We start from the raw sequence: 21,950 nt of genomic DNA, 5'->3' as shown, positions 1-21,950 counted from the left end.
CGCGGCTGGAGCGAAGCCAGACGCAGGGCGATCAATTTGCCGCGCGTCCGGCCCGCGATATCAGGCAGCTTTCTTGCGCGTGTCGTAGACGTGGTCGACGAGACCCCAGTCCTTCGCTTCCGCGGCGCTCATGAAATAGTCGCGGTCGAGGGTGCGCTCGACCTCCTCATAGGTCCGGCCGCAATGCTTGGCGTAGAGCTCGGTCATATGCTGCTTGGTGCGCACGATGTCCTCGGCATGGCGCTGGATGTCGGAAGCCTGGCCCTGGAAGCCGCCAAGCGGCTGATGCAGCACGATGCGGGTGTTGGGCAGCGCGATGCGCCGTCCCGGGTTGCCGGCCATCAAAAGGAAGGAGCCCATCGAGGCGGCAAAACCCATGCACACCGTCGACACCGGGCAGGAGATGTATTGCATGGTGTCGTAGATGGCGAAGCCGCTGGTCACCATGCCGCCGGGCGAGTTGATGTAGATGGAGATCTCCTTGTCGGGATGATCGGATTCCAGCGACAGGAGCTGCGCGCAGACCAGCGCCGAGACGCTGTCGTTGATTTCCCCGTTGATGAAGACGATGCGCTCGCGCAGCAGCCGCGAAAATATGTCGAAGGCGCGTTCGCCGCGGCTCGACTGCTCGATCACCATCGGCACCAGATTGGCAATGCTCATCGCTTTTCTCCTCGATCTGATCAGGCCGCGCGCAGCATCATGCGGGGCGTATTGGCGGCGATTGGATTTTTGCGCGCATCGAGCGAAAGACCGCAGCCGGCGCCCGAGATGGCGACGAGAGGCTGCGCTGCCTGCGCGAAGCCGTCATGGACGATGCTGAGATGCGTGCCGCCGGAAGCGGTGCGCGCCAGCGTGAAGGTGACGATGCTGTCGAAGGCCGGGAGTTCGCCATCGTCCGCGCCAGGCCGCTCGCGCCAGGAATAGCGCAGCAGCCTGCCGGGCTCGGCCTCGAGCACCTCGCATTCGATCGGCGCATCCGGGCCGGCAAAAGCGAAGCGGCTGCCTGCTTCCGCCTTCATGTCGTTCGGCATCATCCAGGCGGCGAGCAGCTCCGGCTCGGTCAGTGCCCGCCAGACTTTTTCCGGCGGCTCGGGGAGGTCGCATTCGAAGCTGAGCGGCGCCTCGGCCGCTGTCGGGTTCCCTGCTTTGGTCATTGGTCCATTCCCTTCAGAGCGGTCTTCAACTTCTCGATGCGTTCCGGCCAGAAGGCGCGGTAGCGTTCGATCCAGCCGAGCAGCGGGTCGAGCCCTTGCGGATCGGCGCGGTAATAGGCGTTGCGGCCGGCGCGCCGCTCGACCACTAGGCCGGCGCCGCGCAGCACGGCAAGGTGCTGCGAGACCGCCGGCTGCGACACGCTCATCCCGGTGCGCAGTTCGCTCACGCTCATCTCGCCGGCCGCCAGCCGCTCGTAGACGGCGCGTCGCGTCGGGTCGGCCAGGGCGCGGAAAATCTCTGCTTCGATCATGGCGAAAGCATAAGTCGGTACTTATTGATTTGGCAAGTGTTGTTTTAAGATGTCCAGCGTCTCACCGGCGCCGCGGCTCCGTCGAAGTTTGCCTCGAACACCGGCGATGCGAGCACGGCTTGGATGTGAAGCGTGCCGGAACCGACGTTTCGAAAGCCATGTTTGCAGTGCGCGGGAATGATCAGCGAGTGCCCGGCCGTGAGCATGGCGCGTCGGTCGTCGATCCACATTTCGGCTTCGCCGGCAATCACCGTCAGCACTTCCTCGACCGTGTGCGCGTGCGTCGGCGCGCCGGTACCTGATCCGACCCACTGCTCGAATATACAAAGGCCGTCGCGCCATTGACGGCGGCAACATGCATGCGGGTTTCGACTCCGGCTCGCCACGTTTCGCGCGGCTGATCCTCATGCGAAACAATGTCCATTCCGATGTCCCCCTTGTTTCCTGCGCAGGAATACTACCTGTTGCTGACATTCCTTGACAGAGGCTGCGGCCAGGACTAGAACGAAAAGAGAACAAAAACCTTGTGGGAAAAGCCAGCCTGTGCGGGCGGCGGCGACCCGCAGGCTGTAAGGTGAGCGACTTAAAATTTGTTTCGGATGAGCGCGGAGAAGTAAGATGGCGGGTAGCGTCAACAAGGTCATTCTGGTCGGCAATCTCGGAGCGGATCCTGAAATCCGCCGCCTGAATTCCGGTGATCCGGTCGTCAACATTCGCATCGCCACGTCGGAAAGCTGGCGCGACAAGAACTCGGGCGAGCGTAAGGAAAAGACCGAGTGGCATAACGTCGTCATTTTCAACGACCAGCTCGCCAAGGTGGCCGAGCAGTATCTGAAGAAGGGCATGAAGGTCTATGTCGAGGGCCAGCTGCAAACCCGCAAATGGCAAGACCAGACCGGTGCCGACAAATACACGACCGAGGTCGTGCTGCAGAAATTCCGGGGCGAGTTGCAAATGCTCGACGCGCGCGGCGAGGGCGGCGGCGGCCAGGTCGGCAACTATTCCGGCGGCGGCAGCAGCCGTGGCTCGGATTTCGGCCAGTCCGGTCCGAATGAAGGCCGTGGCGGCGGCGGCGGTTCCAGGGGCGGCGGTGGCGGCGGCTCGTCGCGCGAGCTGGACGACGAGATCCCGTTCTAAGCGTCTCGAAACGGTCGTCTGAAGGGAAGGCGCGATGTCGCTCGGACCGCTTCTGTCGGCGCCTCCTCCCATTCCATGGCATGCATTCGCGGCCTTCGCCGCGCTCGCCGTGGGTGGCGCCCAGTTGGCGCTGCCCAAGGGCAATACGCGGCACCGGGTGATGGGTTATGCCTGGGTGACGCTGATGCTGGTCATCGCCATATCCAGTTTCTGGATCCAGCAAATCCGGCTCATCGGCCCGTTCAGTCCGATCCATCTGTTGTCGATCCTGGTGCTGGTCACCGTGCCGCTGGCGGCTTGGTATGCGCACACGCATAAGGTAACCGCGCATCGCGGCGCCATGATCAAGCTCTATCTGTTCGCGCTGGTCGGCGCCGGCATCTTCACGCTGCTGCCCGGCCGGATCATGCACGCCGTCGCGTTCGGCCAGTAGGGCGACAGGAAACTCGTAAGGAAGATCAACGTGAAAGCACGCATCAAATGGGTCGAGGAACGCACCTTCGTCGGCGAATCCGGCAGCGGCCACAAGGTCGTGCTGGGCACGGCGAACCGGCCGGAAGGCCGGACACCCGGACCGAGCCCGATGGAACTGGTGCTGATCGGTACCGGCGGCTGCTCGGCCTATGACGTCGTGCACATCCTCGAGAAAGGACGCGAGGCGGTCGAGGATTGCGTGGTCGAGCTCGACGCCGACCGGGCCGAGGCCGATCCAAAAGTGTTCACGCGCATCCACATGCATTTCATCGTCAAGGGCCGTGCCCTGTCGCACGACAAGGTGAAACGCGCGATCGACCTGTCGATCGAGAAATACTGCTCGGCCAGCGCCATGATGGCCAAGACGGCGACCATCACGCATGATTTCGAGGTGGTTGAGACGACGGAGCAGTAGGCAGTAGGGTACTGCTCAAGCGGCCATCAGCGCCCTGACGCCGTCGGCCACGAACTGTACGGCGAGCGCCGCGAGGATCACGCCCAGGAGCCTGGTCAGGATCGAGCGGCCGGTCTGGCCGAGGATGCGGTCGATGCGTTCCGACAGCACGAACACCAGATAAGTGATGACGAGGCAGAGGAAGATGATGCTGACCAGCGCTGCCTGGGCGGCAAAGCCCTCGAAATGTCCCGACAAGAGCACGGTTGCCGAAATGGCGCCGGGGCCGGCGATCAGCGGGATCGCCAGTGGGAAGGCGGCGATGTTGTGGATCATGTCCTTGGTGATGGCGACGTCGCCGATTTTCTCCTTGCGGTCCTGGCGGCGCTCGAAAACCATCTCGAAGGCGATGAAGAACAAGAGAAAACCGCCGGCGACGCGGAAGGCCGGCAGCGTGATGCCGAACACCGACAGGATCGAGGCGCCGGCGATCGCGAACAGCGCCATGACCAGGAAGCCGATGACCGAAGCGCGCACCGAGACCTGCTGACGCTCCTCGCGGTTCATGCCCCGCGTCACGGCGAGGAAGAGCGGCGCCAGCCCCGGCGGGTCGATGGTCACCAGGATGGTGACGAAGGCGTTGAACAGGCTGTCGAAACTCGGCATCGCTGGTCCCCTCCCGCCGGGCGAAGCCCAGACTCTGCAATTGGTAGAGCAAGCCCGGGCGCTGGAAACAGCGCGGAAGGGGAAACAGCCGGCTATTCGGGCCTGCCGCAAAAGGCTTCCAGCCGGTAGCCGTCCGGGTCGATAACGAAGGCGGCGTAGTAGTTGTCCCCATAGGCCGCCCGGAGCCCGGGCGCGCCGTTGTCCTTGCCGCCTTCATGCAATGCCGCGGCGTGAAAGGCGTCGACGCTGGCGCGCGTCGGCGCTGAGAAACAGAAATGCAGGCCAGACTCCGCTTCGGCCGGAACCGGCCGCCCGGCGTCATTCACCCAAAGCTGGACCGCTTGGGCGCCGTAACCGAGGGAACCGGGCGACTGGCTGAGACAGGAATAACCGAGCGGCTCGAGCGCGGCATCGTAGAAGCGTTTCGAAGCGCCGGCGTTGCGGACACCGATCGAGACATGATCAAGCATTGTTTCCTCCATGATTGCAATTGGTTGATCGCTCAGGCTGGAGTCGTGCGGCGGGCTAGGAATTCCACCTCCATGCGCCAGGTCGCGCCGCGGTCATGCGAGCGTTCGCCGAGCCAGCGAAACGAGTTCCCGGTGATACGCGAAAAGCTCCAGCGCACCGACGCGCCGGTGCCGTCGGCGCCGACCTGGACGATGGTGTCGTCCTCGGCGCGGCCGAGCTGCCGGCTGTAATACTGGCTGCGCGGATCGCTCCAGAAGATGTGCCAGGCGTCGGCACCGGGATCGTAGACGCGCAACGTCGTGCCGTAGAAGGTCCATGGCCCGAGCGACGGCGAGGGGCCGGCGTCGCGCGCGGGCAGGATCCAGACGTCCTGCACGGCCCTGCCTTCGAGAACCCAGCCGAAATGCACCTCGCCGCGCCCGGTGAGCGTGGTGCCATCCTCGAGGATGCGTGTGGCGTCGAAGGTCCAGGCGCCGATGAAGCGGCCATAGAGCTTCAGTTTTTCGGCAAGATCCGGATTGGGGCCGTCGCTGTGCAGGGCCTCGGCAAAGGGATCGGTCATTGTTGCTGCCTTGTTTGTCAGGAGAGGGCGAGCAATAGCGGCATGCCTGGGTTCTTCGCTTGGGAAAAATTGCTATCCTTCAGCCATGACCGCCGCGCAGAAAACTCTGGCTTGCGGACATGGCTGGCAGGTGTCCGACGTGATCTGCACGGCAGTCGCCGGCGACAGGCCGTTCGAGGAAGAGCATCGGAGCTTCTGCGTCGCCGCGGTGACCAGGGGCACGTTCCGCTATCGCACGAGCCAAGGCACGGCGATGCTGGCGCCGGGCGCCATCCTGCTCGGCAATCCGGGCGCCTGCTACGAATGCGGGCATGAGCACGGCGCCGGCGACCGCTGCCTCTCCTTCCATTTCTCGCCGGCCTATCTGGAGCGCGTCGTGGCCGAACTGCCGGGCGCGAAGCGACTGGGCTTCGCCGATCCACGCCTGCCGCCCTTGCCGGCGCTGGCGCCGCTACTGGCCGAGGCGGAGGCGGCGCGAGAAACCGGTGACGACGGAGCGTTCGAGGAACTCGGCCTGCGCATGGCCGGCGCGGTTGCCGCGGCTGCGACAGGCTCCTCCGGACCTACCCGGATACCCAGCCGTCGCGACCAGAAACGCGTTGCCGAGGCGGTGCGGCTGATCGAGCTCAATGCCGAACGGCCGCTGTCGCTGACCGAGCTTGCCGACGGCACGGCGACCAGCCCGTATCATTTCTTGCGCATTTTCCGGCACGTTGCCGGCATGACGCCCTACCAGTTCCTGCTGAGGACGAGGTTGCACCGTGCCGCGGTGCAACTGCGCACGTCAAATGCCGCGATCTCGACGATCGCTTTCGACGCCGGTTTCAACGATCTGTCGACCTTCAACCGCCGGTTCCGGCGCGAGATGGGGAAAGCTCCCGGCGCCTATCGCGCCCGCCGCGCGGGCCGATGAGGTCTGTCGCTGTCAGCCGGATTTATCGTCAGTCCGATGTCGGGCCGCACCAGCCCGGCAGGTAATCCGCGTCCTTACCTTTGGCCAGAACGAGCGCTTGCTTCATCGCCTTGTCGAAGTTCTTCACGGTCTCTGACACTCCGGCCGCTCAGCGCCCGCAAAGGCAACCATGAGGCCAGGTTCATTGCGCTTGCGGTTTTTGCCCGATCCATCGCCGACCTTGCCGCACGACGGCGAAAACGACTGTGGCCATATCGTCGCAATCAGCGGTATCCATTTGAAATTACCATCAAAATTGTCTCTGGAAAAGTCCGGCCGACATTGGAGTTTCGACAAGGCTTCCTATATAAGCATGCAGTGATTCCCGACTGGATTGTGACCTGATTTGACCGACCAGAAGACACCGCGCGGGCCGGACGGCGGCCCCACCGGCATCGAGCCGATTTCGATCATCGAGGAGATGCAGCGCTCCTATCTCGACTACGCCATGAGCGTGATCGTCAGCCGCGCGCTGCCCGACGTGCGCGACGGCCTCAAGCCCGTGCATCGCCGCATCCTCTACGCCTCGCATGAGAGCGGCTACCACTGGAACCGCAAATATGTGAAGTCGGCCCGCCCGGTCGCCGACGTGATGGGCAAATACCATCCGCATGGCGACGCTTCGATCTATGATGCTTTGGTGCGCATGGCGCAGGACTGGTCGCTGCGCGTGCCGCTGATCGACGGTCAGGGCAATTTCGGCTCGATCGACGGCGATCCGCCGGCGGCGATGCGCTACACCGAGTCCAGGCTCACCAAGGTCGCGCATGAGCTCTTGGAGGACATCGACAAGGAAACCGTCGATTTCCAGGACACTTACGACGCCTCCGGCAGCGAGCCCAAGGTGTTGCCGGCGCGTTTCCCGAACCTTCTGGTCAACGGTTCCGGCGGCATCGCCGTCGGCATGGCCACCAACATTCCACCGCACAATCTCGTCGAGGTCTGCAACGGCGCCATCGCTCTCATCGACAATCCGGCGATCGACCTGACGGCGCTGATGGAGATCGTGCCCGGTCCTGATTTCCCGACCGGCGGCATCGTGCTTGGCCGTTCGGGCATCTACAACGCCTATTCGACGGGCCGCGGCTCGATCGTCATGCGCGGTCGCGTCGAGATCGAGCAACGCGGCAATGACCGCGAATCCATCGTCGTCACCGAGATTCCTTATCAGGTGAACAAGGCCTCGATGATCGAGAAGATGGCCGAGCTGGTGCGCGACAAGCGCATCGAGGGCATTTCCGACATCCGCGACGAGAGTGACCGCCAGGGCTACCGCGTCGTCGTAGAGTTGAAGCGCGACGCCGTGGCCGACGTCGTCCTCAACCAGCTCTACCGCTTCACGCCGCTGCAGACCTCGTTCGGCGCCAATGTGGTGGCGCTCAACGGCGGCAAGCCGGAAGTGCTGACGCTGATCGACATGCTGAAGGCCTTTGTCGGCTTCCGCGAGGAAGTCGTCAGCCGCCGCACGAAGTATCTGTTGCGGAAAGCGCGCGAGCGGGCGCATGTGTTGGTCGGCCTGGCGATTGCCGTGGCCAATATCGACGAGGTGATCAAGCTGATCCGCACCGCGCCGGATCCGCAGACGGCGCGTGAGCAGTTGATGGAGCGGCGCTGGCCGTCACACGACGTCGCTCCGCTGATCCAGCTGATCGACGATCCGCGCCACCGCATCAACGAGGATGGAACCTATAATCTGTCCGAGGAACAGGCGCGCGCCATCCTTGACCTGCGCCTGCAGCGCCTGACCGCGCTCGGCCGCGACGAGATCGCCGATGAATTGAACCAGATCGGCGCTGAAATCGTTGATTTCCTTGATATTTTGTCGTCGCGCGCGCGCATACAGCAGATCGTCAAGGATGAGTTGGTCGCGGTCCGTGACGAGTTCGGCACACCGCGCCGTACCGAGCTGACCGACGGCGGTTCGGATATGGAAGACGAGGACCTGATCCAGCGCGAGGACATGGTCGTCACCGTCAGCCATTCCGGCTACATCAAGCGTGTGCCGCTCTCGCTCTACCGGGCGCAGCGCCGCGGCGGCAAGGGCCGCTCCGGCATGTCGACCAAGGAAGAGGATTTCGTCACCCGCCTGTTCGTCGCCAACACGCACACGCCGGTGCTGTTCTTCTCCTCGCGCGGCATCGTCTACAAGGAAAAGGTCTGGCGGCTGCCGATCGGCAACCCGCAATCGCGCGGCAAGGCGCTGATCAACATGCTGCCGCTCGAGCAGGGCGAGCGCATCACGACGATCATGCCGCTGCCGGAGGACGAAACCAGCTGGGGCGAGCTCGACGTGATGTTCGCGACCACACGCGGCACCGTGCGCCGCAACAAGCTGTCCGACTTCGTCCAGGTCAACCGCAACGGCAAGATCGCCATGAAGCTGGAGGAAGAGGGCGACGAGATCCTCGGCGTCGAGACCTGCACCGACAATGACGATGTGCTTCTGACGGCGAATTCCGGCCAGTGCATTCGTTTCCCGGTCTCCGATGTGCGTGTCTTCCAGAGCCGCAATTCCGTCGGCGTGCGCGGCATAACCATGGCCGAGACCGACCGCATCATCTCGATGTCCATTATCGAGAATGTCGATGCGTCGCCCGCCGAGCGCGCCGCCTATCTGAAGCGCGCCGCGGCCGAGCGCCGGCTTGCCGCCGGCGGCGCGGCCGAGGAGGAGGAGATTGTGCTCACCAATGAGGAAATCGGCGAGGAAGCCGAGCTTTCCGAGGAGCGCTACGAGTTCCTCAGGGCGCATGAAAAACTTGTGCTGACGGTGACCGAGTATGGCTACGGCAAGCGCTCGTCTTCCTACGATTTCCGGCTGACGGGCCGCGGCGGCAAAGGCATCCGAGCCACCGATGTGTCGAAGGTAGCTGAGATCGGCCGGCTGGTTGCGACCTTCCCGGTCGGCAATGACGATCAGATCATGCTGGTTTCGGATGGCGGCACGGTCATCCGCGTGCCGGTCAACGGCATACGCTTTGCCAGCCGGGCCACCAAGGGCGTGACGATCTTCAATACGGCCGAAGGCGAGAAGGTCGTGTCGGTGGAGCGGATTTCGGAGCCGCAGGCCGACGATGAGGTCGAGGAGGTGTCTTCGAGCGAGACTGGAGCGGACGACGATATGGGCGGGAGCGAATAAGCTTTCGCCCGGCTTAACCGGCCCTTTGGGCCGGCTCGGTCATGGTGGGGATCAGTGGCGGCGGTAGACGTTGCGATGGGCGAAACCATCGAGCCGCTTGGTGTTGGCCTTGACGCGCACCCGCGCTGCTTCCTGATGCAACCCGAATGCGGTCGCGATCAGCATCACGATGGTCATTGCAGTGGCAAGCATGTAGATCAGCATCTGCGTGTTCTCCTGGACTTACAACGATGACATGGGGATTTGGTTTCATCCCTTGAAGCGGCAACTTAGTGAACGCTGCGTGAAACGTTCGTGATCGTCGCATTCATCTGTCGTTCATCGCCGCGGAAAGGTTCACGGCCGGGCAATCGATGGGATTTGCCTTTGTTCGAGAGGCTCGCTAGAAGCCTGCCATGACCGAACGCACCGCCCTTTATGCCGGCTCCTTCGACCCGCTGACCAACGGCCATCTCGACGTGCTCAAGGCCTCACTGGCGGTGGCCGACACCGTCTATGCGGCGATCGGCACCCATCCGGGCAAGAAGCCGTTGTTTTCCTTCGAGGAACGCGTGGAACTGATCGAGGCGGCAACCAAGGCCGAGTTCGGCCGTGACGGCGGTCGCATCAAGGTCGTTTCCTTTGACGGCCTTGTCATCGACGCGGCCCGCAAGCACGGCGCCTCGATCATGATCCGGGGGCTGCGCGACGGCACCGACCTCGATTACGAAATGCAGATGGCGGGCATGAACGAGACGATGGCGCCGGAGTTGCAGACGGTTTTTCTGCCCGCCAGCCCGTCCGTGCGCACCATTACCGCCACACTTGTGCGCCAGATTGCGTCGATGGGCGGCGACATCCGTCCTTTCGTGCCAGCGGCCGTCGCCGGCGCTCTCACCGCCAAGTTCACCAAATAGGCTTTCCGGAGATTCCTATGCAGCTGAAGAAGCTCGCTTCGTTCCTCGTCGTGCTTGCCGGCCTTTTCGCGGCATCCATGCCGGCCGTCGCCGCCGACAAGGAAAACACCATGATCATCACGCTGAAGGACGGCGACGTGACCATCGCGTTGCGTCCCGACCTGGCGCCCAAGCACGTCGCGCAGATCAAGAAGCTGGTGCGCGACGGCGCCTATGACAACGTCGCCTTCCATCGCGTCATCGACGGCTTCATGGCGCAGACCGGCGATGTCAAATTCGGCAATATGAAGAAGGGCTTCAACCCCGAAGCCGTCGGCACCGGCGGTTCCGATCTTCCCGACCTGCCGGCCGAGTTCTCGCAGAGCGAGCAGTTCACGCGCGGCGTGATCGGCATGGCCCGCTCGCAGGATCCGAATTCGGCGAACTCGCAATTCTTCATCATGTTCGCGCCGGCGCCGAACCTCGACGGCCAGTACACCATCGTCGGCAAGGTGGTCGGCGGCATGGACCTCGTCGACAAGATCAAGAAGGGCGACGAGGCCGACAACGGCACGGTCACCGACCCCGACCGGATGATCAAGGTTCGCATCGCCGCCGACGGCAAATAACCTCCTCATTTTCAAAAGGATTTTGTGACATGGCTGAGATCAAGGACCGCGAGAACGCGCTCATCCTGGAAACGACCAAGGGACAGGTCGTCATCGAAATGTATCCTGAATTGGCGCCCGGCCACGTCGCCCGCATCAAGGAGCTGGCGCGCGAAGGCGCCTATGACGGCGTGGTGTTCCACCGCGTCATCGACGGCTTCATGGCGCAGACCGGCGACGTCAAGTTCGGCAATTCGAGCAAGCCTACCTATGCGCCGTCGCGCGCGGGCATGGGCGGCTCCGACAAGCCGGACCTGAAGGCCGAATTCTCCAACGCCAATCACGGACGCGGCGCCTGCTCGATGGCTAGAGCCCAGAACCCGAATTCGGCGAATTCGCAGTTCTTCATCTGCTTCGACGATGCCGCCTTCCTCAACCGCCAGTACACGGTGTGGGGCCAGGTCATCGAAGGCATGGAGAATGTCGACAAGATCAAGCGCGGCGAGCCTGTGCAGGATCCCGACAAGATCGTCTCGCTGAAAGTCGCGGCAGACGTCAAGTAAGGGCGGAACGATGATGGGCGCTGTCTGGTCCCTGCTTGGCATCCTGTCCGGCGCCTTCATCGCCATCCAAGCGCCGATCAATTCGCAATTGGCGCGCGGCCTCGGCCTTCCCGTGGCCGCCGCGGCGTTCTCCTTCCTGTCCGGCGCCATCGTGCTTGGCATCATCTCCATCTCGGTGGTGAGGCTGCAGGGCATCGAGCTCGACTGGAAGGCGCCGGCGCCATGGCTGTTCGTCGCCGGCGGTATGCTCGGCGGCTTCTATGTGACGCTGTCGACGATCCTCACGCCACGTATCGGCGCCGCGGCGCTGATGGCCTTCCTGGTCGCCGGCCAGCTGATCGCCGGCATGCTGATCGACCGCGCCGGCTTCCTTGGCGTGGCGGTGCGCGAAATCTCGCTTGGCCGTGTCGCCGGCGCTGTGCTCTTGCTTGCCGGGGCGCTGCTCATTCGGCTCTACTGATGCGCGTCGACCTGTTCGACTTCGATCTGCCGGAAGAGCGCATCGCGCTTCGCCCGGCTGAGCCGCGCGACAGCGCCAGGCTCCTGGTCGTCAAACCGGGCGAGACGCCGCAAGACCGCCTTGTCGGCGAATTGCCGCCGCTGCTTCGCGAAGGCGACGTGCTGGTGTTCAACGACACCAAGGTCATCCCAGCGCAGCTGAAGGGCATGCGCAGGCGCGGCGAGGCGGTGGCGCAGGTCGAGGCGACGCTGCACATGCGGGTGGCGCCGGATCGCTGGCAGGCCTTCATGCGGCCGGGCAAGCGCATCGCCGCCGGCGACCGCATCCATTTCGGCCATGACGGCAATTCCTGCTTCCTCGGCCAGCTCGACGCCACGGTGCTCGAAAAGGGCGAGGCGGGCGAGGCGCTGCTCGGTTTCGACCTTTCCGGACAGTTCCTCGACGAGGCGCTGCATGCCGTCGGCCATATTCCGCTGCCGCCCTATATCGCCTCGAAGCGCGACGACGACGAGCGCGACCGCGCCGACTACCAGACCATCTATGCCCGGGAAGAGGGCGCGGTCGCTGCCCCCACCGCCGGCCTGCATTTCACGCCGGAGCTGTTTACCGCGCTGGACGCCAAGGGCATCGAGCGCCGCTTCGTCACGCTGCATGTCGGCGCCGGCACTTTTTTACCGGTGAAGGCCGACGACACGGCCGACCACAAGATGCATGCCGAGACGGGCTCGGTAAGTCCGGAAACGGCGGCAGCGCTCAACGCGGCCAAGGCACGGGGAGGGCGGATCATCTGCGTCGGCACGACGTCGCTGCGCTTGCTTGAGAGCGCAGCGCGCAGCGACGGCAGGATCGAGCCCTGGTCCGGTCCCACCGACATCTTCATCACGCCCGGCTATCGCTTCCGCACGGCCGACATGCTGATGACCAATTTCCATCTGCCGCGCTCGACGCTGTTCATGCTGGTCTCGGCCTTCAGCGGGCTGGAGACGATGCGTTCGGCCTATGCGCATGCCATCGAGAACCGTTACAGGTTCTATTCCTATGGCGATGCCAGCCTGCTTTACCGGGCGGAGACGAGCGATGGACGATGATCTCGACGGCATGGACCGCGATAGGCTGATCGCCGAGGTGAAGAAGCTGCGCGCCGGCATCCGCGCACATCGCGACACGACCGGGCATGATCTGTGCTGGCATCACCCCGACCTCTGGGACCTTTTGCCGGAAAAGACCGAACCTGCGATCGCCGTGCCGCCATGGCCGAAATTCATGCGCGGCTGCATCCGCTACCGGCAGTCGCTCGACGAGCAGGCGCCCGGCGCGCCGCTGCACGACAAGGAATTCAATGGCTGAGACTTTTTCCTTCAAGGTGCTTGCCAGCGACGGCAAGGCCAGGCGTGGCCTTGCCTCGATGCCGCGCGGCGAAATCCGCACGCCGGCCTTCATGCCGGTCGGCACCGGCGGCACAGTCAAGGCCATGTATATGGACCAGGTGCGCGGCGTCGGCGCCGACATCATCCTCGGCAACACCTACCATCTGATGCTGCGCCCCGGCGCCGAGCGCGTGGCCCGGCTCGGCGGCCTGCACGAGTTCGCCCGCTGGCCATATCCGATCCTGACTGACAGCGGCGGCTTCCAGGTCATGTCGCTGTCGAAGCTGAGAAAGCTGACCGAACAGGGCGTCACCTTCCGCTCGCATATCGACGGCGCGCCCTACGAAATGTCACCGGAACGGTCGATCGAGATCCAGGGTCTGCTCGATTCGGACATCCAGATGCAGCTCGACGAATGCACCGCACTTCCGGCCAAGCCCAAGGAGATCGAGCGCGCCATGGAATTGTCGCTGCGCTGGGCCGAACGCTGCAAGACCGCGTTCGGCGACCAGCCGGGCAAGGCGATGTTCGGCATCGTCCAGGGCGGCGACAGCGCGGCCTTGCGTGTGCACTCCGCTCAAGCGCTGAAGGAGATGGACCTCAAAGGCTATGCCGTCGGCGGGCTGGCGGTCGGCGAGCCGCAGTCGGTGATGCTGGAGATGCTCGACATCACCTGCCCGGAACTGCCGGCCGCCAAGCCGCGCTACCTGATGGGCGTCGGCACGCCGGACGATATCCTGAAATCGGTAGCGCGCGGCATCGACATGTTCGACTGCGTGATGCCGACCCGCGCCGGCCGCCATGGTCTTGCCTACACGCGGCGCGGCAAGGTCAATCTCAGGAACGCCCGGCATGCCGACGATCCGCGGCCGCTCGACGAAGAAAGCGACTGCCCGGCCGCGCGCGATTATTCGCGCGCCTACCTGCATCACCTGGTGCGCTCGCAGGAAGCGCTCGGCGCCATGCTGCTGACCTGGAACAACCTGTCCTATTATCAGAGGCTGATGCAGGACATCCGGGCGGCCATCGAGGCGCAGGCTTTTGAGACGCGGGCGGCGGAGATCACTGAGGGCTGGGCGAGGGGCGATATCCGGGCGCTATGACGCCGCATTGTTCTGGCGCAATTCCGGACGGAAGGCCACGGCGAAGACGCCGAGCCCAACCGCTCACACTTTTCCTGGAATTGCTCAGGTGCTGACCGAAGTCGAGGCGCGCAGGCTGCAGCCGGTGATCTTGAAACTGCCGTCCGCCTGCTGCTGCAGCGTGTAGACCGCCTCATAGTCCTTGCCGTCGGGTCCGACGATCAGCACCTGCTGGACGATCGAGCCCGGCCCGGTCTGCTCGACCTTGCCGAAGGAATAGGACTGGGGCTTGCGCACCGGCGCGTAGCCCTTCGTCACCATGTTCATGAAGGTATCCACGGTCGGAAAGATCTGCTTCACGTTCGGCGCGGCGAAGCTGTAGGCGGTGGCGCCGTCATCGGCGATGAAGGCTTTCAACTGGCTGTCGATGACTGCCTGCGCGGTCTTGATCTCGGCATCGCCGGCAAAGGCAAGCGAGGCTATCCACATCGGAACAAGAGCTAGTGCGAACAATACGCGGCGCATGGCCTGCCTCCCGGAACTCGCTTGGCGAATGCAATCTAACATACGCGCTTCGATGCCCGGCGGTTTCATCCCTTCGTAAGATTTCGCCGTTTCGACGCCGGAGCGCCCTGCTTAGGCAGTCGTCAAGAACGGCGCGCGCCGGCTGATGCTTGAAAGCCGGGCGGCAGTCTGCCACAAGGGCCGCTTAATCGTGAAGCAGGCTGGCAGGACCGGGCAATGAAGGCATTTTTCGTGCAGATCAAGTGCGACCTGGGCAAGTCCTATGAGGTCGCCAGCGCGCTTGCCGATGCCGAGATCGCTTCCGAGATCTACTCGACCGCCGGCAACTACGACCTGCTCGCCAAATTCTATATCGACGACGAGGAAGACGTTGGCCACTTCGTCAACGAGCGGGTGCAGATTCTGCCTGGAATCAAGGACACCTTCACGATCGTGACCTTCCGGGCGTTTTGACGGACCTGGCGATGCCCCGCCGGGCAGCAGCAACTGACCCGGCCTTGCCGCTCATGCCTTAAATTTAGGCAATTCGCATAGAGCGGCCGTCATCGCGTCTTAAATCACCGATTGCGCTTGATTTTCTCCGGCGAGGCCAGTGAAATGGTCCAGAGGGGAGTACGCGATTGGCAGCGTTCGACGAAATGCTTCCGGAAGTCTCCGGATTGAGAAGACCTTATGAGGCTTACGATCGCTGGCTGAAGGAGCAGGACCCGGCCAGGCTTACCCAGAAAATGCAGGACGCCGAGCGCGTCTTCCGCAAGACCGGCATCACCTTTGCCGTCTATGGCGAGCAGGAGGCGTCCGAGCGGCTGATCCCCTTCGACATCGTCCCGCGCATCCTCTCCGGCCAGGAATGGCGCCGGGTGACGCAAGGCATCGAACAGCGCGTGCAGGCGCTGAACGCCTTTCTCGACGACATCTACCACCGCCAGGAGATTCTGCGCGCCGGGCGCGTGCCGAGGGAGCTTGTCGCGAAGAACGAGGCCTTCCTGCCTGAGATGATCGGGGTGAGGCCGCCGGCCGGCGTCTACACCCACATCATCGGTGTCGATATCGTCCGTATCTCGGAGAACGAGTTCTATGTGCTGGAGGACAACGCCCGCACGCCGTCCGGCGTCTCCTACATGCTGGAGAACCGCGAGACGATGATGCAGCTTTTTCCGGAGCTGTTCCAGAAGATCAAGGTCCGGCCGGTCGAGAACTACCCGCAGCTTTTGCGCCAGTCGCTCGCCGCGGTGCGGCCGCAAAGCAGCAAGGGCGCGCCGACCATCGCGGTGCTGACGCCGGGCTCCTACAACTCGGCCTATTTCGAGCACGCCTTCCTCGCCGACCAGATGGGCGTGCAACTCGTCGAAGGGCAGGATCTGCGCGTCGTCGACGGCCATGTGGCGATGCGCACGACCGAGGGCTACAAGCAGATCGATGTGCTCTACCGGCGCGTCGACGACAACTTCCTCGATCCGCTGACCTTCCGGCCGGATTCCGCGCTCGGCGTGCCCGGCATCATGGATGTCTACCGCGCCGGCAACATCACCATCGCCAACGCGCCGGGAACCGGCATCGCCGACGACAAGGCGATCTATTCCTACATGCCGGAGATCGTCGAGTTCTACACCGGCCGCAAGGCGATCCTCGGCAACATCCCGACCTGGCGCTGTTCGGAACCGGACAGCCTCAAATATGTGCTCGAGCACATCGGCGAGCTCGTCATCAAGGAAGTGCACGGCTCCGGCGGCTACGGCATGCTGGTCGGCCCGGCGGCGACCAAGAAGGAATGCCAGGAGTTTGCCAAGAAGCTGCAGGCGAAGCCCTCGAACTACATCGCCCAGCCGACCCTGGCGCTGTCGACCTGCCCGATCCTGACCGAGAAGGGCCTGTCGCCGCGCCATGTCGACCTCAGGCCTTATGTGCTGGTTTCGGATCGTATCCAGATCGTGCCGGGCGGCTTGACGCGTGTCGCGCTGAAGCAAGGCTCGTTGGTGGTGAACTCTTCGCAAGGCGGCGGCACGAAAGACACTTGGGTGCTGGATGATTGAGATGAGTGAGTAGGGAATAGTCAGTAGTCAGTAGGGGAAGAGCAATGCCACATTCGGTCGAAGTTCGAAAATTCACTACTCACTACTCCCTATTCCCTATTCGCTAACCCGAAGGGCCTGACATGCTTCTCGGCCGCACCGCAAACGGTCTCTACTGGATGAACCGCTATATCGAGCGGGCCGAAAACATGGCGCGCCTGGTCGACGCGGGATTGCGCATGGCACTGACGCGCACGCAGAGCGCTTCGGAGGAATGGAACTCGGTGCTGCTCAGCGCCGGCTCGGACATCGCCTTCAGCCGGAAATCCCAAGACTACACCGCCGCCAACGTCTCCGACTTCCTGCTGCGCGACACTTCGAACCCGTCGAGCACGATGTCGTCGATCGAGACGGCGCGCAACAATGCCCGCATGGTGCGCACGGCGCTGACGCGCGAGACCTGGGAAAGCATCAACGAAGCCTGGATGTCGCTGAAGCGCATGCTGGCGAGGCCGATCGACGAACGCGACCTGCCGACGGTGCTCGATGCCATCAAGCGCGAGACGGCGCTGATCCGCGGTTCGTTCTACGGCACGATGCTGCGCAACGAGATTTTCGATTTCTCGCAACTCGGCACCTATGTCGAGCGCGCCGACAACACGGCTCGCATCCTCGACGTGAAATATTACGTGCTCTTGCCTTCGCTGTCCTGGGTCGGCTCGACGCTGGACAATTATCAGTGGGAGTCGATCCTGCGCTCGGTGTCGGCACACCGCTCCTATCGCTGGGTTTACGAAGCCGACTACAAGCCGACGAACATCGCCGACTATCTGATCCTCAACGTGCGCATGCCGCGCTCGTTGACCTTCTGCTATCGCTTCCTTGGCGAGCATCTGAAATTCCTCGCCGACGATTATGGTGAGCGCCATGCCTGCCATGCCACGGCCGAGAAGATCCAGGCATTGCTCAAGAGAGGGTCGATCAAGGACATATTCGACCACGGCTTGCACGAGTTCCTAGCCGAGTTCATTCGCGACAACACCAGGCTGGGCGACGAGATCGCCCAGGACTACCGGTTCTATTGAGCAAAGCCGAGGGCGAGCGCTATGCGGCTCAAGATCACCCATCGCACCGAGTACCGCTACGATCAGCCGGTGCAGTATCTGCTGCAGCGGCTGCGTCTGCTGCCTTCCAGCGGGCGTACGCAGACCGTCGACTCCTGGGCGATCAAGGTAGAAGGCGCGCGCGAGGAGGTGCGCTTCACCGACCATTTCGGCAACGACACGCGGCTGGTGAGCGCCGAGAGCGGCCAGAACTCGATCACCGTCGAGGCCACCGGAGACGTGACCACGCATGATACGGCGGGCGTGACGGGCCCGCATCAGGGCTTTGCGCCGCTCTGGCTGTTCGCACAGCAGACGCAGCTCACCACTGCCGGCGAGCGCATCCGCGAATTGGCCGGCGCGGTCGGACAGGGCACCGAGATCGAGCGACTGCACCGGCTGATGGGCGCTATCGGCGAACGCGTCGCCTACAGGCCAGGCACCACCAGCGTCGTGACGCCGGCGGAGGAGGCGCTCGCGTTGAAATCCGGCGTCTGCCAGGACCATAGCCATATCTTCATCGCCGCGGCGGGCGCGCTTGGTTTTCCCGCCCGCTATATCAGCGGCTACCTGATGATGGATGCTGCCGTCGAGCAGGCGGCAAGCCATGCCTGGGCCGAGGCCTATGTCGTCGGGCTCGGATGGGTGTCCTTCGACCCGGCGAACGGTATCTCTCCCGACGAACGCTATGTGCGGGTGGCGACGGGGCGCGACTATCGCGATGCCTCGCCGGTGTCGGGGGTATTGCTGGGGCAGGCGCAAGAGAAGCTTGCCGTGACCGTCACGGTAGAGCAGTAATCTGCGCCGCAATCGCCAGACCGGTTCAGCGTTTGATAGAATCGCTGAACCGCTCTATCTCTTTGTTTTCACGCAATTCCAGACGGAAAACCGCTACACGTTTTTCCTGGAACTGCTTTCGCAGAAGAGCGACCATGACCTATTGCGTCGGCCTCAAGATCGATCGCGGGCTCGTGTTCATGTCGGACACGCGCACCAATGCCGGCATGGATTCGATATCGACCTTCAAGAAGATGCATGTGTGGGAACAGCCCGGCGAGCGCGTCATCGTGCTGATGTCGGCGGGCAACCTTGCCACGACGCAGGCCGTCGTCAGCCTGCTCGACGAGCGCAACAAGGCGGTCGGCGACCGCCATGGGAAGCTGCTCGAGACCCCGTCCATGTACCAGACGGTGCGGCTGGTCGGCGATACGGTCAAGGAAGCGATCGCGCATGCGTCGCCCGACGGCGAGAAGGCGGACGCCTATTTCAATGCTTCCTTCATCCTCGGCGGTCAGATCAAGGGCAGCCCGCCCAGGCTATTCATGATCTATCCGGAAGGCAATTTCATCGAATCGACCGACGACACGCCCTTCTTCCAGATCGGCGAGACGAAATACGGCAAGCCGATCATCATCCGTGCCTATGACCGGACAATGAGCCTGGCGGAGACGGTGAAGCTGTTGCTGGTATCCTTCGACTCGACGCTGAAATCCAACCTTTCGGTCGGGCTGCCGCTCGATCTTCTGTTCATGGAACAGGATGCGTTCAAGGTGGGGCTGAACCAGCGGATCGGCCATGACGATCCTTACTACCGCACCATTTCGGATGGCTGGTCCAGCGCGCTGAAACTGGCCTTTTCAAACCTGCCGGATTTTCCGGGGTAGGGCCTTTCGATCCAGCCGTTGCCTTAATATATTTAACATGTTAAGCAAAATTGAGAGCGGTTCGGTTAGCCGACATGGGCGGCTGCTGGGAGGAAATTATGGACAATGAGGAATTCCGCGACTGGTCGAGGCGGGCAGCCGATTGGGGCGCCGATTACCGCGCCGGCCTGCGCGAGCGTCCGGTGCGGCCGGCGATCGCGCCGGGCGAGATTTTCAGGAGCATCGAGGTTTCGCCGCCCGAAATGCCCGAGCCGATGGACAAGATCTTCGCCGACTTCGAAGAAAAGATCGTGCCGGGCATGACGCATTGGCAGCACCCGCGTTTCTTCGCCTATTTCCCGGCCAATGCGGCGCCGGTGTCGGTCGTGGCGGAATATCTGGTCTCGGCGATGGCCGCGCAATGCATGCTGTGGCAGACCTCGCCGGCGGCGACCGAGCTCGAGACGCGCGTCGTCGACTGGATGCGCCAGGCGCTCGGCCTGCCCGAGGGCTTTGCCGGCGTGATCCAGGATTCGGCCTCGTCGGCGACGCTTGCCGCGGTGCTCACCATGCGCGAGCGGGCGCTTGACTGGCAGGGAAACAAAAAAGGGTTGGCCGGGCAGGCAAAGCTTCGCGTCTACTCCTCCGACCAGGTCCATACCTCGATCGACCGCGCCATCTGGGTTTCCGGCATCGGCGAGGAAAACCTCATCCGCATCCCGGTCGGCGGACGTTTTCGCGCCATGGACACGGCGGCGCTCGAGGCTGCGATCGTTGCCGATCGCAAGGCCGGCCTTCTGCCGGCCGGCATCATCGCCTGCGTCGGCGGCACCAGCACCGGCGGCACAGACGACATCGCGGCGGTAGCCGCCGTCGCGAATCGGCATGGGCTCTACCTGCACGTCGACGCCGCCTGGGCCGGATCGGCGATGATCTGCCCGGAATACCGGCAATTCTGGACCGGCGTCGAAGGCGCCGATTCCATCGTCTTCAATCCGCATAAGTGGCTGGGTGCGCAGTTCGACTGCTCGATCCAGTTCGTGCGTCAGCCGGAAGACCTGGTGCGCACGCTGGCGATCAAGCCGGACTATCTGAAAACCCGAGGCCATGACGGCATCATCAACTATTCGGAATGGTCGGTGCCGCTCGGGCGCCGCTTCCGGGCGCTCAAGCTCTGGTTCCTGCTGCGTGCCCACGGTCTCGAAGGGTTGCGCAACATGATCCGCAACCATGTCGCCTGGAGCGAAGGGCTTGCCGCGCGGCTGGCCAGGGAGGCGGATTTCGAGCTCAGCAGCGAGCCGATGCTGTCGCTTTTCTCGTTCCGGCATCGCGCGGCACCCGGCATCGATGCTGACGAGCACAATCTACGTCTGGTCGACGCCATCAACACCGATGGCCGCATCTATCTCACGCAGACGCGGGTCGACGGGCGCGTGGCGATCCGCTTTCAGGCGGGGCAGTTCGAGGCGACGGCAGCCGATGTCGACGCGGCGTTCGACGTCATAACCGAGATTGCGCGGCGTCTATCCTGAAGCAGCAGGCGTGTTCCGCACTGGATTGCCTTTTGCAATCAGGTGATTTTCGTTAGCCGGCTTATGCCTTTTCTTCGCTTTCGTTTTCCGATATAGACGGAAAAAACGAAAATGGAGGACGCGCGATGTTTCTTTCGCCACGCCATGCCGAGATCATCCAGATGGCGAAAGACCATGGCCGGGTGCTGGTCGACGACCTGGCGACGCATTTCAATGTGACGCCGCAGACCATCCGCAAGGACCTCAACGATCTGTGCGATCAGCGGCTGCTGACCCGCATCCATGGCGGTGCGCTGTTCCCGTCCGGCATCGAAAACATGGAGTACGAGGCAAGGCGCAAGATTGCCGCCGACGAGAAGGAGGCGATCGGCAGCGCGGCGGCGCGGCTGATCCCTGACAATGCCTCGCTGTTCATCAATATCGGCACCACCACCGAGGCCGTCAGCAAGGCGCTGCTCGACCATAACGGGCTTATGGTCATCACCAATAACATCAACGTTGCCAATAGGATGCGCATCTACCCGACGATCGAGGTGGTGATCGCCGGCGGCGTGGTGCGCGGTTCCGACGGCGGCATCGTAGGCGAGGCGGCCGTCGATTTCATCCGCCAGTTCAAGGTCGATTACGCCGTCATCGGCGCCTCGGCGATCGATCATGACGGCGCGCTGCTCGACTTCGATTTCCGCGAGGTGAAGGTGGCGCAGGCCATCATCGCGAATGCGCGCCACGTCATCCTGGTCTCCGACCGGACGAAATTCGAGCGCACGGCGCCGGTTCGGATTGGCCATCTTTCGCAGGTGAATACCTTCATCACCGATCGTTGCGAGATCCCGTCGATCCGCAAGATTTGCGAGGAAACCGAGGTCCGGCTGCTTGAGACAGCGCTCGAATAGGCGCGCATCGCGGCTTGCTCACGCAGC

The 21,950-nt window shown here is 63.3% G+C and carries 28 protein-coding genes; 19 read left to right on the top strand and 9 right to left on the bottom strand.

All coding sequences use genetic code 11. The features are described 5' to 3' along the window. Window positions 1-60 precede the first annotated feature (60 nt). From FJW07_RS13230 to FJW07_RS13215, 4 genes are read right to left on the bottom strand one after another with little or no spacing between them, the layout of a single operon-like run. The gene (locus FJW07_RS13230) at window positions 61-663 is read right to left on the bottom strand and encodes an ATP-dependent Clp protease proteolytic subunit (RefSeq protein ID WP_140642887.1); all 603 of its coding nucleotides are present in this window, start codon (window positions 661-663) and stop codon (window positions 61-63) included. A 20-nt stretch (window positions 664-683) separates the two neighbouring features. Beyond that, window positions 684-1,157: an SRPBCC domain-containing protein gene (locus tag FJW07_RS13225; RefSeq protein WP_140856872.1), complete on the bottom strand. Its 474-nt coding sequence runs from the start codon at window positions 1,155-1,157 to the stop codon at window positions 684-686. After that, window positions 1,154-1,468, bottom strand: a complete 315-nt coding sequence (locus FJW07_RS13220; protein WP_140856870.1) for a metalloregulator ArsR/SmtB family transcription factor — start codon at window positions 1,466-1,468, stop codon at window positions 1,154-1,156. Before FJW07_RS13220 ends, FJW07_RS13225 begins: the two co-directional genes overlap by 4 nt. 44 nt (window positions 1,469-1,512) lie before the next feature. Then, complete coding sequence (locus FJW07_RS13215; protein WP_348640182.1) at window positions 1,513-1,728, bottom strand: cupin domain-containing protein; 216 nt, start codon at window positions 1,726-1,728, stop codon at window positions 1,513-1,515. Window positions 1,729-2,086: 358 nt separating this feature from the next. On the opposite strand from FJW07_RS13215, the gene FJW07_RS13210 reads away from it, so the two are divergent. Genes FJW07_RS13210 through FJW07_RS13200 form a run of 3 tightly spaced genes read left to right on the top strand, consistent with a single transcriptional unit; the run spans window position 2,087 to window position 3,494 of the window. Continuing rightward, complete coding sequence (locus FJW07_RS13210; RefSeq protein WP_140642880.1) at window positions 2,087-2,605, top strand: single-stranded DNA-binding protein; 519 nt, start codon at window positions 2,087-2,089, stop codon at window positions 2,603-2,605. Between the two features lie 34 nt (window positions 2,606-2,639). Next, window positions 2,640-3,038: a DUF2306 domain-containing protein gene (locus FJW07_RS13205; protein WP_140856868.1), complete on the top strand. Its 399-nt coding sequence runs from the start codon at window positions 2,640-2,642 to the stop codon at window positions 3,036-3,038. A gap of 30 nt (window positions 3,039-3,068) precedes the next feature. Next, complete coding sequence (locus FJW07_RS13200; RefSeq protein WP_140856866.1) at window positions 3,069-3,494, top strand: OsmC family protein; 426 nt, start codon at window positions 3,069-3,071, stop codon at window positions 3,492-3,494. A gap of 15 nt (window positions 3,495-3,509) precedes the next feature. On the opposite strand, the gene FJW07_RS13195 is transcribed toward FJW07_RS13200, so the two are convergent. The 3 genes from FJW07_RS13195 to FJW07_RS13185 all read right to left on the bottom strand — a co-directional run bounded on the left by FJW07_RS13195 (window position 3,510) and on the right by FJW07_RS13185 (window position 5,172). Continuing rightward, entirely contained in the window at window positions 3,510-4,139 is a 630-nt protein-coding gene (locus FJW07_RS13195) for a MarC family protein (protein WP_140642873.1), read from the bottom strand. A 92-nt stretch (window positions 4,140-4,231) separates the two neighbouring features. Beyond that, window positions 4,232-4,609, bottom strand: a complete 378-nt coding sequence (locus FJW07_RS13190) for a VOC family protein (protein WP_140856864.1) — start codon at window positions 4,607-4,609, stop codon at window positions 4,232-4,234. 32 nt (window positions 4,610-4,641) lie between these two features. Next, window positions 4,642-5,172 carry a hypothetical protein gene (locus FJW07_RS13185; protein ID WP_140856862.1) on the bottom strand — a complete coding sequence of 177 codons (531 nt, stop codon included), beginning with the start codon at window positions 5,170-5,172 and terminating at the stop codon, window positions 4,642-4,644. Between the two features lie 85 nt (window positions 5,173-5,257). On the opposite strand from FJW07_RS13185, the gene FJW07_RS13180 reads away from it, so the two are divergent. Both FJW07_RS13180 and gyrA read left to right on the top strand, forming a co-directional pair. Next, window positions 5,258-6,085, top strand: a complete 828-nt coding sequence (locus tag FJW07_RS13180; RefSeq protein WP_140856860.1) for an AraC family transcriptional regulator — start codon at window positions 5,258-5,260, stop codon at window positions 6,083-6,085. Window positions 6,086-6,470: 385 nt separating this feature from the next. Then, window positions 6,471-9,260 (top strand): DNA gyrase subunit A, encoded by a 2,790-nt coding sequence (gene gyrA, locus FJW07_RS13170; RefSeq protein ID WP_140856858.1) that lies wholly within the window; start codon window positions 6,471-6,473, stop codon window positions 9,258-9,260. A gap of 51 nt (window positions 9,261-9,311) precedes the next feature. Here gyrA and FJW07_RS13165 read toward each other — a convergent pair whose 3' ends face one another. Then, window positions 9,312-9,464: a hypothetical protein gene (locus FJW07_RS13165; protein WP_095765297.1), complete on the bottom strand. Its 153-nt coding sequence runs from the start codon at window positions 9,462-9,464 to the stop codon at window positions 9,312-9,314. 191 nt (window positions 9,465-9,655) lie between these two features. On the opposite strand from FJW07_RS13165, the gene coaD reads away from it, so the two are divergent. From coaD to tgt, 7 genes are all read left to right on the top strand, one after another. Next, window positions 9,656-10,156, top strand: a complete 501-nt coding sequence (gene coaD / locus FJW07_RS13160) for a pantetheine-phosphate adenylyltransferase (protein WP_140642862.1) — start codon at window positions 9,656-9,658, stop codon at window positions 10,154-10,156. A gap of 77 nt (window positions 10,157-10,233) precedes the next feature. After that, window positions 10,234-10,764, top strand: coding sequence for a peptidylprolyl isomerase (locus FJW07_RS13155; protein ID WP_246672319.1), 531 nt, complete (start codon window positions 10,234-10,236; stop codon window positions 10,762-10,764). 29 nt (window positions 10,765-10,793) lie between these two features. Further along, complete coding sequence (locus FJW07_RS13150; RefSeq protein ID WP_140653014.1) at window positions 10,794-11,306, top strand: peptidylprolyl isomerase; 513 nt, start codon at window positions 10,794-10,796, stop codon at window positions 11,304-11,306. Between the two features lie 10 nt (window positions 11,307-11,316). Continuing rightward, window positions 11,317-11,766 (top strand): DMT family transporter, encoded by a 450-nt coding sequence (locus FJW07_RS13145; RefSeq protein ID WP_140642855.1) that lies wholly within the window; start codon window positions 11,317-11,319, stop codon window positions 11,764-11,766. Continuing rightward, on the top strand, window positions 11,766-12,854 hold the full coding sequence (gene queA, locus FJW07_RS13140) for a tRNA preQ1(34) S-adenosylmethionine ribosyltransferase-isomerase QueA (protein WP_140856856.1): 1,089 nt from the start codon (window positions 11,766-11,768) through the stop codon (window positions 12,852-12,854). The genes FJW07_RS13145 and queA overlap by 1 nt, the downstream gene beginning before the upstream one ends. Then, window positions 12,844-13,113 (top strand): hypothetical protein, encoded by a 270-nt coding sequence (locus FJW07_RS13135; RefSeq protein ID WP_140856854.1) that lies wholly within the window; start codon window positions 12,844-12,846, stop codon window positions 13,111-13,113. Before queA ends, FJW07_RS13135 begins: the two co-directional genes overlap by 11 nt. Further along, a complete protein-coding gene (gene tgt / locus FJW07_RS13130) occupies window positions 13,106-14,236 on the top strand; it encodes a tRNA guanosine(34) transglycosylase Tgt (protein WP_140856852.1) in 1,131 nt (376 codons plus the stop codon). Before FJW07_RS13135 ends, tgt begins: the two co-directional genes overlap by 8 nt. Before the next feature lie 84 nt (window positions 14,237-14,320). On the opposite strand, the gene FJW07_RS13125 is transcribed toward tgt, so the two are convergent. Beyond that, window positions 14,321-14,740, bottom strand: a complete 420-nt coding sequence (locus tag FJW07_RS13125) for a DUF4864 domain-containing protein (RefSeq protein WP_140856851.1) — start codon at window positions 14,738-14,740, stop codon at window positions 14,321-14,323. A gap of 216 nt (window positions 14,741-14,956) precedes the next feature. Between FJW07_RS13125 and FJW07_RS13120 the strand changes: the two genes are divergently transcribed. The 7 genes from FJW07_RS13120 to FJW07_RS13090 all read left to right on the top strand — a co-directional run bounded on the left by FJW07_RS13120 (window position 14,957) and on the right by FJW07_RS13090 (window position 21,923). Then, window positions 14,957-15,193 carry an Lrp/AsnC family transcriptional regulator gene (locus tag FJW07_RS13120; protein ID WP_040995065.1) on the top strand — a complete coding sequence of 79 codons (237 nt, stop codon included), beginning with the start codon at window positions 14,957-14,959 and terminating at the stop codon, window positions 15,191-15,193. A 167-nt stretch (window positions 15,194-15,360) separates the two neighbouring features. After that, window positions 15,361-16,773, top strand: a complete 1,413-nt coding sequence (locus FJW07_RS13115; RefSeq protein WP_181181547.1) for a circularly permuted type 2 ATP-grasp protein — start codon at window positions 15,361-15,363, stop codon at window positions 16,771-16,773. 122 nt (window positions 16,774-16,895) lie between these two features. Then, on the top strand, window positions 16,896-17,837 hold the full coding sequence (locus FJW07_RS13110) for an alpha-E domain-containing protein (protein ID WP_140856849.1): 942 nt from the start codon (window positions 16,896-16,898) through the stop codon (window positions 17,835-17,837). Between the two features lie 21 nt (window positions 17,838-17,858). After that, window positions 17,859-18,653 (top strand): transglutaminase family protein, encoded by a 795-nt coding sequence (locus FJW07_RS13105; RefSeq protein ID WP_140856847.1) that lies wholly within the window; start codon window positions 17,859-17,861, stop codon window positions 18,651-18,653. A 134-nt stretch (window positions 18,654-18,787) separates the two neighbouring features. Next, complete coding sequence (locus tag FJW07_RS13100; protein ID WP_140856845.1) at window positions 18,788-19,519, top strand: peptidase; 732 nt, start codon at window positions 18,788-18,790, stop codon at window positions 19,517-19,519. Between the two features lie 98 nt (window positions 19,520-19,617). Further along, window positions 19,618-21,030 (top strand): pyridoxal-dependent decarboxylase, encoded by a 1,413-nt coding sequence (locus FJW07_RS13095; protein WP_140856843.1) that lies wholly within the window; start codon window positions 19,618-19,620, stop codon window positions 21,028-21,030. 125 nt (window positions 21,031-21,155) lie between these two features. Next, a complete protein-coding gene (locus FJW07_RS13090) occupies window positions 21,156-21,923 on the top strand; it encodes a DeoR/GlpR family DNA-binding transcription regulator (RefSeq protein WP_140642832.1) in 768 nt (255 codons plus the stop codon). Window positions 21,924-21,950: the final 27 nt, after the last annotated feature.

It is taken from the genome of Mesorhizobium sp. B3-1-9, assembly GCF_006439595.1.
Taxonomy (GTDB): Bacteria; Pseudomonadota; Alphaproteobacteria; order Rhizobiales; family Rhizobiaceae; genus Mesorhizobium.
This window is presented reverse-complemented; position numbering and strand designations above follow the sequence as displayed.

Coding starts and splice junctions, on each gene's coding strand:
- coaD (WP_140642862.1), top strand. CDS start 9,656: ATGACCGAACGCACCGCCCTTTATGCCGGCTCCTTCGACCCGCTGACC.
- FJW07_RS13155 (WP_246672319.1), top strand. CDS start 10,234: ATGCCGGCCGTCGCCGCCGACAAGGAAAACACCATGATCATCACGCTG.
- FJW07_RS13150 (WP_140653014.1), top strand. CDS start 10,794: ATGGCTGAGATCAAGGACCGCGAGAACGCGCTCATCCTGGAAACGACC.
- FJW07_RS13145 (WP_140642855.1), top strand. CDS start 11,317: ATGATGGGCGCTGTCTGGTCCCTGCTTGGCATCCTGTCCGGCGCCTTC.
- FJW07_RS13195 (WP_140642873.1), bottom strand. CDS start 4,139: ATGCCGAGTTTCGACAGCCTGTTCAACGCCTTCGTCACCATCCTGGTG.
- queA (WP_140856856.1), top strand. CDS start 11,766: ATGCGCGTCGACCTGTTCGACTTCGATCTGCCGGAAGAGCGCATCGCG.
- FJW07_RS13225 (WP_140856872.1), bottom strand. CDS start 1,157: ATGACCAAAGCAGGGAACCCGACAGCGGCCGAGGCGCCGCTCAGCTTC.
- FJW07_RS13220 (WP_140856870.1), bottom strand. CDS start 1,468: ATGATCGAAGCAGAGATTTTCCGCGCCCTGGCCGACCCGACGCGACGC.
- FJW07_RS13230 (WP_140642887.1), bottom strand. CDS start 663: ATGAGCATTGCCAATCTGGTGCCGATGGTGATCGAGCAGTCGAGCCGC.
- tgt (WP_140856852.1), top strand. CDS start 13,106: ATGGCTGAGACTTTTTCCTTCAAGGTGCTTGCCAGCGACGGCAAGGCC.
- FJW07_RS13185 (WP_140856862.1), bottom strand. CDS start 5,172: ATGACCGATCCCTTTGCCGAGGCCCTGCACAGCGACGGCCCCAATCCG.
- FJW07_RS13120 (WP_040995065.1), top strand. CDS start 14,957: ATGAAGGCATTTTTCGTGCAGATCAAGTGCGACCTGGGCAAGTCCTAT.
- FJW07_RS13165 (WP_095765297.1), bottom strand. CDS start 9,464: ATGCTGATCTACATGCTTGCCACTGCAATGACCATCGTGATGCTGATC.
- FJW07_RS13180 (WP_140856860.1), top strand. CDS start 5,258: ATGACCGCCGCGCAGAAAACTCTGGCTTGCGGACATGGCTGGCAGGTG.
- FJW07_RS13110 (WP_140856849.1), top strand. CDS start 16,896: ATGCTTCTCGGCCGCACCGCAAACGGTCTCTACTGGATGAACCGCTAT.
- FJW07_RS13205 (WP_140856868.1), top strand. CDS start 2,640: ATGTCGCTCGGACCGCTTCTGTCGGCGCCTCCTCCCATTCCATGGCAT.
- FJW07_RS13090 (WP_140642832.1), top strand. CDS start 21,156: ATGTTTCTTTCGCCACGCCATGCCGAGATCATCCAGATGGCGAAAGAC.
- FJW07_RS13190 (WP_140856864.1), bottom strand. CDS start 4,609: ATGCTTGATCATGTCTCGATCGGTGTCCGCAACGCCGGCGCTTCGAAA.
- FJW07_RS13125 (WP_140856851.1), bottom strand. CDS start 14,740: ATGCGCCGCGTATTGTTCGCACTAGCTCTTGTTCCGATGTGGATAGCC.
- FJW07_RS13210 (WP_140642880.1), top strand. CDS start 2,087: ATGGCGGGTAGCGTCAACAAGGTCATTCTGGTCGGCAATCTCGGAGCG.
- FJW07_RS13100 (WP_140856845.1), top strand. CDS start 18,788: ATGACCTATTGCGTCGGCCTCAAGATCGATCGCGGGCTCGTGTTCATG.
- FJW07_RS13135 (WP_140856854.1), top strand. CDS start 12,844: ATGGACGATGATCTCGACGGCATGGACCGCGATAGGCTGATCGCCGAG.
- FJW07_RS13105 (WP_140856847.1), top strand. CDS start 17,859: ATGCGGCTCAAGATCACCCATCGCACCGAGTACCGCTACGATCAGCCG.
- FJW07_RS13095 (WP_140856843.1), top strand. CDS start 19,618: ATGGACAATGAGGAATTCCGCGACTGGTCGAGGCGGGCAGCCGATTGG.